9 protein-coding genes are annotated in these 7,982 nt (G+C 72.5%); 5 read left to right on the forward strand and 4 right to left on the reverse strand.

The window, feature by feature from the left end; all coding sequences use genetic code 11:
• Positions 1 to 42: 42 nt before the first annotated feature.
• A complete protein-coding gene (locus ACS04_RS17155) occupies positions 43 to 1,068 on the reverse strand; it encodes an AraC-like ligand-binding domain-containing protein (RefSeq protein ID WP_245236424.1) in 1,026 nt (341 codons plus the stop codon).
• A gap of 211 nt (positions 1,069 to 1,279) precedes the next feature.
• Positions 1,280 to 2,116 (reverse strand): maleylpyruvate isomerase family mycothiol-dependent enzyme, encoded by an 837-nt coding sequence (locus ACS04_RS17160; RefSeq protein WP_048477506.1) that lies wholly within the window; start codon positions 2,114 to 2,116, stop codon positions 1,280 to 1,282.
• A 148-nt stretch (positions 2,117 to 2,264) separates the two neighbouring features.
• Between ACS04_RS17160 and ACS04_RS17165 the strand changes: the two genes are divergently transcribed.
• Positions 2,265 to 3,041, forward strand: coding sequence for a carbon-nitrogen family hydrolase (locus ACS04_RS17165; RefSeq protein ID WP_048477507.1), 777 nt, complete (start codon positions 2,265 to 2,267; stop codon positions 3,039 to 3,041).
• A 198-nt stretch (positions 3,042 to 3,239) separates the two neighbouring features.
• Positions 3,240 to 3,587, forward strand: coding sequence for a hypothetical protein (locus tag ACS04_RS17170; RefSeq protein WP_048477508.1), 348 nt, complete (start codon positions 3,240 to 3,242; stop codon positions 3,585 to 3,587).
• Here ACS04_RS17170 and ACS04_RS17175 read toward each other — a convergent pair.
• Positions 3,523 to 4,044 (reverse strand): LURP-one-related/scramblase family protein, encoded by a 522-nt coding sequence (locus ACS04_RS17175; RefSeq protein WP_048477509.1) that lies wholly within the window; start codon positions 4,042 to 4,044, stop codon positions 3,523 to 3,525. The genes ACS04_RS17170 and ACS04_RS17175 overlap by 65 nt on opposite strands.
• 32 nt (positions 4,045 to 4,076) lie before the next feature.
• On the opposite strand from ACS04_RS17175, the gene ACS04_RS17180 reads away from it, so the two are divergent.
• Together ACS04_RS17180 and ACS04_RS17185 are read left to right on the forward strand one after the other, a co-directional pair.
• Positions 4,077 to 4,880 carry an ATP-grasp domain-containing protein gene (locus ACS04_RS17180; protein WP_048477510.1) on the forward strand — a complete coding sequence of 268 codons (804 nt, stop codon included), beginning with the start codon at positions 4,077 to 4,079 and terminating at the stop codon, positions 4,878 to 4,880.
• A 40-nt stretch (positions 4,881 to 4,920) separates the two neighbouring features.
• Entirely contained in the window at positions 4,921 to 5,442 is a 522-nt protein-coding gene (locus ACS04_RS17185) for a DUF4240 domain-containing protein (protein WP_048477511.1), read from the forward strand.
• A gap of 30 nt (positions 5,443 to 5,472) precedes the next feature.
• On the opposite strand, the gene ACS04_RS17190 is transcribed toward ACS04_RS17185, so the two are convergent.
• Complete coding sequence (locus ACS04_RS17190; RefSeq protein ID WP_048477512.1) at positions 5,473 to 5,988, reverse strand: DinB family protein; 516 nt, start codon at positions 5,986 to 5,988, stop codon at positions 5,473 to 5,475.
• 107 nt (positions 5,989 to 6,095) lie between these two features.
• On the opposite strand from ACS04_RS17190, the gene ACS04_RS17195 reads away from it, so the two are divergent.
• Positions 6,096 to 7,943, forward strand: a complete 1,848-nt coding sequence (locus ACS04_RS17195; RefSeq protein ID WP_048477513.1) for an NHL domain-containing thioredoxin family protein — start codon at positions 6,096 to 6,098, stop codon at positions 7,941 to 7,943.
• Positions 7,944 to 7,982: the final 39 nt, after the last annotated feature.

Here is a 7,982-nt window from a genome sequence, read left to right on the forward strand (position 1 = left end):
CCGTCCCCGCCGTACCAGCCCGCCGGTGCGGCACGGCCGACCCTACGGCCGCGCGGCACCCCCGGATGTGCCGCACGCGCAAGGCTCGTTGATCTTGCGCGCAAGGGCCTCCCGGACCGCCCCGTGCCGGAACTCGGTGGGGCTCGTCCCGTACGCCTCCCGGAACGTCCGGCTGAAGACGGAGGCGTTGGTGAATCCCCAGCGTCTCGCCACGGTGTGCACGGGGGTGGTCAGGAGCCCCGGGTCCGCGAGATCGGCCCGGCACCGCTCCAGCCGGCGCCGCCGGATCCCGGCCGCCACCGTCTCGCCCCGGTCGCGGAACAGCTGCTGGAGGTGGCGCAGCGAGATGCCGTGCCGGGCGGCGACGGCGGACGGCGTCAGATCCGGATCCCCGAGGTTGTGGTGGACGAAGGCCTCGATCCGCTCCAGCAGGGCGCGGGTACGGGCTTCGGGCGAGAGCTCCTCCTGCGTGCCCAGCTGTCCGGCCAGGCAGGCGCCGACCAGGTCCTGGGCGACCGTCCCCAGCCGGTTCAGCTCCGCCGGCCCGCAGTCGGCCGCGTGCGCCGCCAGCGAGCGCATGTACTGGGCGAGGATCGCCCCCATGCCGTGGCCGCCCGCGATCCGGTGGGCCAGCAGCCGTTCGACCCGGGCGCCGCGCAGCGGCATCGCGTCGCGGGGGAAGGACAGGACGATCGCCCGGACCCGGCCCCCGTCCGCGTCCGGGACGGCGTCCGAGGCCATGGGCCGCGAGGTGTCCCAGAGCACCATGTCCCCGCTGAACAGACCCGATTCGTTGCGGTTCTGGGCGAGCGACATGGATCCCGTGGTCACGAGCCCGAGCTGGTACTGCTCGGGATCGCTGCTCCGCACGTGGGCGGCGGTGCGCAGGGAGTGCAGCGAGCTGAACTCGAACGAGGACACCTGTGCGCCGCCGAGGTCCAGGACGGACGCCTCGGCCCAGAAGTCCCGGCCGCGCTCACTGCGGATCGCCAGGGGCACGAGCTCGTGCGCGATCACGTCGGTGAACCAGTCGAGCCGCTCCGACGCCGGTACCGCGGCGGCCGACATCCTTGACCACACCCCGGAACCCCCTTTCTCCTGCTCCCTGCGGTCCCGTCCCGTCCATGACAGGGACGTGACAACGGTGGGAGCGGTTCTCGGACGGGGCGGGGGCCGGGCGGAAGGCCGCGGTGCACGGCTTCTACGAGATCGCGGGGCCGCGGGGCCGCGGCGTCACGGCGTCACGGGGTCGGGGTCGCCGCGTCTCGCCGTCCCGGTGTTACGGCGTCACCGCGAAGTGGGCCAGGATCGCGTCCGCCAGCTCGGCGTCGCCCTCGACCTTCACCCGGTCCGCCACGGAGGCCGCCCCCGCGCGCACCCGCCCGGCCGCGAGGCGTACGTACGTCTCCCAGTCCATCGTCAGCGTCACGGCCGGGCCCAGCGAGGGCGTCCCGTCCACCGTTCCGCGCCCCTGCGCGTCCACGCGTACCGTCCGCATGAACTCCACCGGCCCGTGCACGTCGATCACGACCGCCGAGTTCGCCGGCGCCCCGGCCAGCTTCGCGACCACCTTCGGCAGCCCGGCCAGCAGGAGGTCCCGCGCCACGAACGCACCCGGCGAGTCCCAGTTCCCCGGCGCGCCCAGCGCCGCGCGCAGGTCCTGCTCGTGGATCCACACGTCGAACGCCCGCAGCCGCAGCGCGTGCTCCAGGGTCACCTGGTCGCCCAGCGGCCCCCGCACCATCGTGTCCGGATCCCGCTTCTCGTTGCGCAGCTGCCGCGACCGCCGGATGATCGTGTATTCGAGCTCCGAGGTCATCTCGGGCGCGGTGTGGTGGCGCCGGACGTCGACCTGGACCTCCATGTACCGGCTGAACTCGTCGACCACGTGCCGAAGATCCCGCGCCACGGTGTGGATCGGCCGCGGATCCCCCAGCTGCTCGCATTCGATGCCGATGATGTGTGACACCACATCACGGACGGACCAGCCGGGGCAGGGGGTCGCCCGGTTCCACTCGCCCTCCGCCAGGGGGAGGACCAGCTCGGATATCGCCTCGATGGAGTGGGTCCACGCGTCGGCATAGGGCTGGAGGCTGGGATGCGGCTGGACGGTCAACGGGACCCCTCGCGTGCTGTTCAGTGGCGCGTTTTCTGGAAGCGTGTGGACTGCTTCAAAACTACGCTGCCGGTGAGCACCCCGGCAGTGCTTTCGTGTGACGATCGTAGGCCCGAGTTGACGGCTTGAATGCCAGGACGGTGGTACTGTGCGCGCCTCTCTGATCCAAATCGCGGTGTCCGACGGGGAGTCGGTCGCCGCACGCAGGGCCCGAGTGGCCGATGTCGTACGGGAGCAGTCCGGCTCGGACCTGGTCGTGCTGCCCGAACTGTGGACGGTCGGCGCCTTCGCCTACGAGCAGTTCGAGACCGAGGCCGAGCCCCTGGACGGCCCGACCTACGAGGCGATGTCGAAGGCGGCGAGCGATGCCGGGGTCTGGCTGCACGCCGGCTCGGTCGTGGAGCGCGCGGGCGACGGCTCCCTCTACAACACCGCGCTCGTCCTCTCCCCGGCCGGCGAGCTGGCCGCCACGTACCGCAAGATCCACCGCTTCGGCTTCGACCAGGGCGAGGCCGTCCTGATGTCGGCCGGGGAGTCCCTGACCACCGTGGCCCTGCCGGAGCAGGTCCTCGGCATCGCCACCTGCTACGACCTGCGCTTCCCCGAGCTGTTCCGGGGCCTGGTCGACGCCGGCGCCACCACGATGGTCGTGGCCGCGGGCTGGCCGGCCCGCCGCCGGGCCCACTGGACCCTGCTGAACCGGGCACGGGCCGTCGAGGACCAGTCGTACGTGCTCGCCTGCGGGCTGGCCGGTACGCACGCGGGCGTCGAGCAGGCCGGGCACAGCCTGGTCGTGGACCCGTGGGGCGAGGTCCTGGCCGAGGCGGGCACCGGCGAGGACGTCATCACCGTCGAGCTGGATCCGGCGAAGGTGGCCGAGACCCGCGAGCAGTTCCCGGCCCTCAAGGACCGCCGGCTGCACTGACCGTCACCCCCGGGGCCCCGCCTGCCCGTCGGGCCCGCACGCCCCGTGGGGGCCGGGCCCCTCGGGTCTGCCCGGGAGGCCCGGGGGGCGCCTCCGATTGGTGCCGGGGATCGCGGGCAGAGGGGAGGGAACGGGCGGCGCCGGACGACTCCGGTCCGCACCAAGAACGACGAGGGAAGACGAGGAGGCGGGTGCGCCGTGACGGATGAGGCAGAGGCCGTACTGGAGGCCGCCCTAGAGCCGCACGAACCCGCCGCGGAGGAGATCGAGGCCCGCCGGCGCGTGCGGGACCGGGCCACCGGAATGACCCACCACAAGGCGCGGGCCGCCCTGGAGGCCGTGCTCGCGGCCGCCGGCGACCTGGAGACCGTCGACCCCGCCGTCCGTGCCGGGGCCGCGGAATGGCAGCGCATCGCCGATCTCCTGCTCGACCACGGCGGCCCGTACACGCCGGACACCGACGCCTACGTCCAGGGCCAGCTCACGGCCCGCCATCACCATCGGGACCGGCCCCGCCCTCCCGCTCCTTCTCCGCCATCCGGATGACGCACACGGCGACCGCGATCAGCAGCGCCGCGTCCGCGTCCTCCCGGATCACGTCCACCGCGTACGTCTCGCGGATCCGGTACCACTGCCGGGAGACCAGCGCGAGCAGCTCCCCCGCGTACTCGATCTTGAACTCCCGGTCCAGGAGCCGCCCGCTCACGTCCAGTTCGGTGCCCTCGGCCAGCGTCACCAGGTAGTGGTTGCGCAGGAGCGAGAGGCGCTTGCGGCGGATCACGGCGAGCCGGCGTTCGTCGCGCTCCAGGGTCATCGCGTCGCGCAGGCTGAACAGCTTCTCCCGCAGCGTGATCAGGATGTGCCCGTCCGGGTCCTTCAGCTCCAGCGTGTCCCGGACGCGCAGTGCCTTGCCGTCGACGAGGAAGGCGTGCCTCCCGTCCTCGTCCTCGATCCAGTAGTCGTCACCGATGGTGAGCATTTTGTCCCGAACCAGGTATTTCATGCCCGGATCGATGCCCGCGATAGGTTGCGGTCATGCCTCTGCTCTATGTGACCGACCTGGCGTACCCGGCGCGCGGCCGCCGCTACTGCGACGAGGACATCCTCCTCACCTCCCGCCTGCGCGAGCACTTCCCGCTCGCCCTGTGCCACCCGCTGGACGCGGCGGCGGTCATGGCGGACTTCGACGCCGTGGTCGTCCGCAACAGCGGGCCGGTCCTGCACTACCAGGAGGCCTACGACGCCTTCCGCGCGGTCGCCCGCGCCGCCGGCACCCGCGTCTACAACCCGCTCACGGGCCGCGGCGACATGGCCGGCAAGCAGTACCTCCTCGACCTCACGGCCGCCGGCTACCCGGTGATCCCCACGATCGACGACCCCGCGGACCTCGCGCTGCTGCCGGCGGCGCCCTCGTACGCGGTCAAGCCCAAGCAGGGCGCCGACTCCATAGGCCTGACCTTCACCGCGCACCCCGGCGGCCCGGCCGGGGTGAACCTGATCCAGCCGCGCATCGACTTCGCGTACGAGGTCTCCTTCTACTTCGTCGACGACGCCTTCCAGTACGCCCTGCACGCCCCGGACCCGGCCCGCCGCTGGCAGCTGGAGCCGTACGAGGCCACGGCGGCCGACCTCGACTTCGCCCGCGCCTTCATCGAATGGAACACGCTGTCGCACGGCATCCAGCGGGTGGACGCCTGCCGCGCGCCGTCCGGCGAGCTCCTCCTCGTCGAGCTGGAGGACCTCAACCCGTACCTCTCCTTGGACCTGGTCCCCCCGGCGGCGCAGGAGGCCTTCGTCACCGCTCTGACGCGATCCCTCCACTCCTTCCTCACGGTCTGACGACGCGTCCGATGTCAGAGGCGAGTGCCACGATTCCCCCATGGACAAGCAAGCGTTCTGGAAGCTGATCGACGCCGCCCGCACCGACGCCGAGCCGCACCAGGTGGCGGCGCGCGCCTCGGAGTTGCTGGCGCGCCGCCCCGAGGGCGAGATAGCCGCCGCCCAGCAGGTGCTGTGGGACCTGCTGGCGGAGTCCTACCGCAGCCCCCTGTGGGCCGCGGCGTACGTGATCAACGGCGGCTGCTCGGACGACGGCTTCGACTACTTCCGCGGCTGGCTCCTGACCCAGGGCGAGGAGGCCTTCGCCCGCGCCCTGACCGACCCCGACTCCCTCGCGGACCACCCGGCGGTGCGGGAGGCGGCGGCGGAGGGGCTGGAGCTGTGGGACGAGGAGGCGCTGTCGATCGCCTGGACGGCCTACGAGTCGGTCACGGGCCGCGAGCTCCCGGCGGACTCGTTCACGATCAGCTACCCCGCGCTGGACCCGTCCTGGGACTTCGACTTCGACGACAGGAAGGAGACCTCGACCCGCCTCCCCCGCCTGAGCACCCTCTTCGACTGACCGCCCCGGTCCTGGCCCGGCGGACCGTCCCTACCGGAGCCGGTCGCCGGTCCTGCCGTCGAGCAGCTCGCGCAGGATGTCCAGGTGGCCGTTGTGGCGGGCCGTCTCCTCGGTGAGGTGGAGGAGGATCCAGCGCAGGTCGACGCGCAGGCCGTTGCGGACGGTTCCCGCGGCCTGCTTGTCCAGGTCGCTGCCGGCGACCAGTTCGCGGTAGCGGGCGCTCTGTTCGGCGTACTCGTCGAGCAACTGCGTGAGCGGGAAGTCGACGGCGATGCGCATCTCGCGGTCGGGGTCCTCGTCCGTCATGGGGGCGAGGTCCTCCTCGCCGAGGAAGACCACCTGGAACCAGTAGTACTCGACCCAGCGGAGGTGGTTGATCACTCCGCTCATGGTCATCAGCGGTGAACCCGGCAGGAGCGCCTTGCGCGCGTTCTCCGCGGAGACGCCGTCGCATTTGGCGCGGGCGACGTCACGTGCGTAGTCGAGGAACGTGGTGAGCTGGGTGCGCTCATCCCATGCGGGCGGCGTGTCGCTGATCGTGGTCATTCCGCGAAGCATCCCCAACCACCGAGCCCGCTGTCGAGGCATTTGCCGGCCGCACGCGGTCACACGGCCGTGCCCGGGCGTTCACGGTCGGATGGCAAGCTTGAAGGATGAACGATGCTGCCCCGGCGCCCACCCCCGCGCCCGCACCCCGCAAGCGTGCCCGTGTCCGTGCCCCCGAGCTGATCGGCAAGGGCGGCTGGATCAACACCGGCGGGAAGGACCTGAAGCTCGCCGACTTCCGAGGTCGCACATTGATCCTCGATTTTTGGACCTTTTGTTGCATCAACTGCCTGCACGTCCTCGACGAGCTGCGCGAGCTGGAGGAGAAGCACCGCGACACCGTCGTGATCATCGGCGTCCACTCGCCGAAGTTCGTGCACGAGGCCGAGCACGCGGCCGTCGTCGACGCCGTCGAGCGGTACGAGGTGCACCACCCCGTCCTCGACGACCCCGAGCTGGCCACCTGGAAGCAGTACGCCGTCCGGGCCTGGCCGACGCTCGTCGTCATCGACCCCGAGGGGTACATCGTCGCGCAGCACGCCGGCGAGGGGCACGCCCACGCCATCGCGCGGCTCGTGGAGGAGCTCGAAGCCGAGCACGAGGCCAAGGGCACGCTGCGCCGCGGGGACGGGCCGTACGTCGCGCCCGAGCCGGTGGCCACCGACCTGCGCTTCCCCGGCAAGGCGCTCCTGCTGCCGAGCGGGAACCTCCTCGTCTCGGACACGACGCGGCACCAGCTCGTGGAGCTGGCCCCCGACGGCGAGAGCGTGGTGCGGCGCATCGGCAGCGGCGAGCGCGGCTTCGGGCCGGACGCCTTCAGCGAGCCCCAGGGCCTGGCCCTGCTCCCCGACGGTTCCGTCGTCGTCGCCGACACCGTCAACCACGCGCTGCGCCGCTTCGACCCGGCGACCGGCGGGGTCGAGACCGTCGCCGGAACCGGCCGCCAGTGGTGGCAGGGCTCCCCGACCTCCGGACCGGCCCTGGAGGTGGACCTGTCCTCTCCGTGGGACGTCGCCTGGTGGCAGGGCAAAGTGTGGATCGCCATGGCGGGCGTGCACCAGCTGTGGACCTGGGACCCGCAGACCGGGACCGTCGCCGTCTCCGCCGGGACGACCAACGAGGGCCTGCACGACGGGCCGGCGCTGGAGGCCTGGCTCGCGCAGCCCTCCGGGCTCGCGGCCGCCGGGGACCGGCTGTGGATCGCCGACTCCGAGAACAGCGCCCTGCGGTACGTGGAAAGTGCGGACGAGGGGGCCGGCGGGTACGCCGTGCGGACCGCCGTCGGCACCGGCCTGTTCGACTTCGGCCACCGGGACGGCGACGCCGCCCAGGCCCTGCTCCAGCACCCGCTCGGGGTGACCGCCCTGCCGGACGGCTCGGTCGCGGTGTGCGACACGTACAACCACGCCCTGCGCCGCTTCGACCCGGCGACCGGCCAGGTCTCCACGCTCGCCACGGACCTGCGGGAGCCCAGCGACGCGCTGCTGGTCGGCGAGGACATCGTGGTCGTGGAGTCCGCCCGCCACCGGCTGACCCGGCTGCGGCTGCCGGAGGAGGCGGTACGGGTCGACGCCGTCGCGCACCGTACCCAGCGCGCCGCGACCGAGGTGGCCCCGGGCACGCTCCGGCTCGACGTGGTGTTCCAGGCGCCGGCGGGCCAGAAGCTGGACACCCGCTACGGGCCGTCGACGCGGCTGCTGGTGTCCTCGACCCCGCCGGAGCTGCTGGTGGGGGGTGACGGGACGGGGACGGACCTGTTCCGGGAGCTGGCCCTGAACCCGGAGGTCACCGAGGGCGTGCTGCACGTCTCGGCGATGGCGGCCTCCTGCGACGACGACCCGGCGAACGAGTACCCGGCCTGCCACGTGCACCAGCAGGACTGGGGCGTGCCGGTGACCGTCACGGCCGACGGCGCCACCCGGCTTCCGCTCGTCCTCGCGGGAATGGACGCGTAGCGGTACGACGGCGGCGGCGGCGACGACGCGGCGGTCGGC

The sequence above is a fragment of the Streptomyces roseus genome (assembly GCF_001044425.1).
GTDB lineage: Bacteria > Actinomycetota > Actinomycetes > Streptomycetales > Streptomycetaceae > Streptomyces > Streptomyces roseus.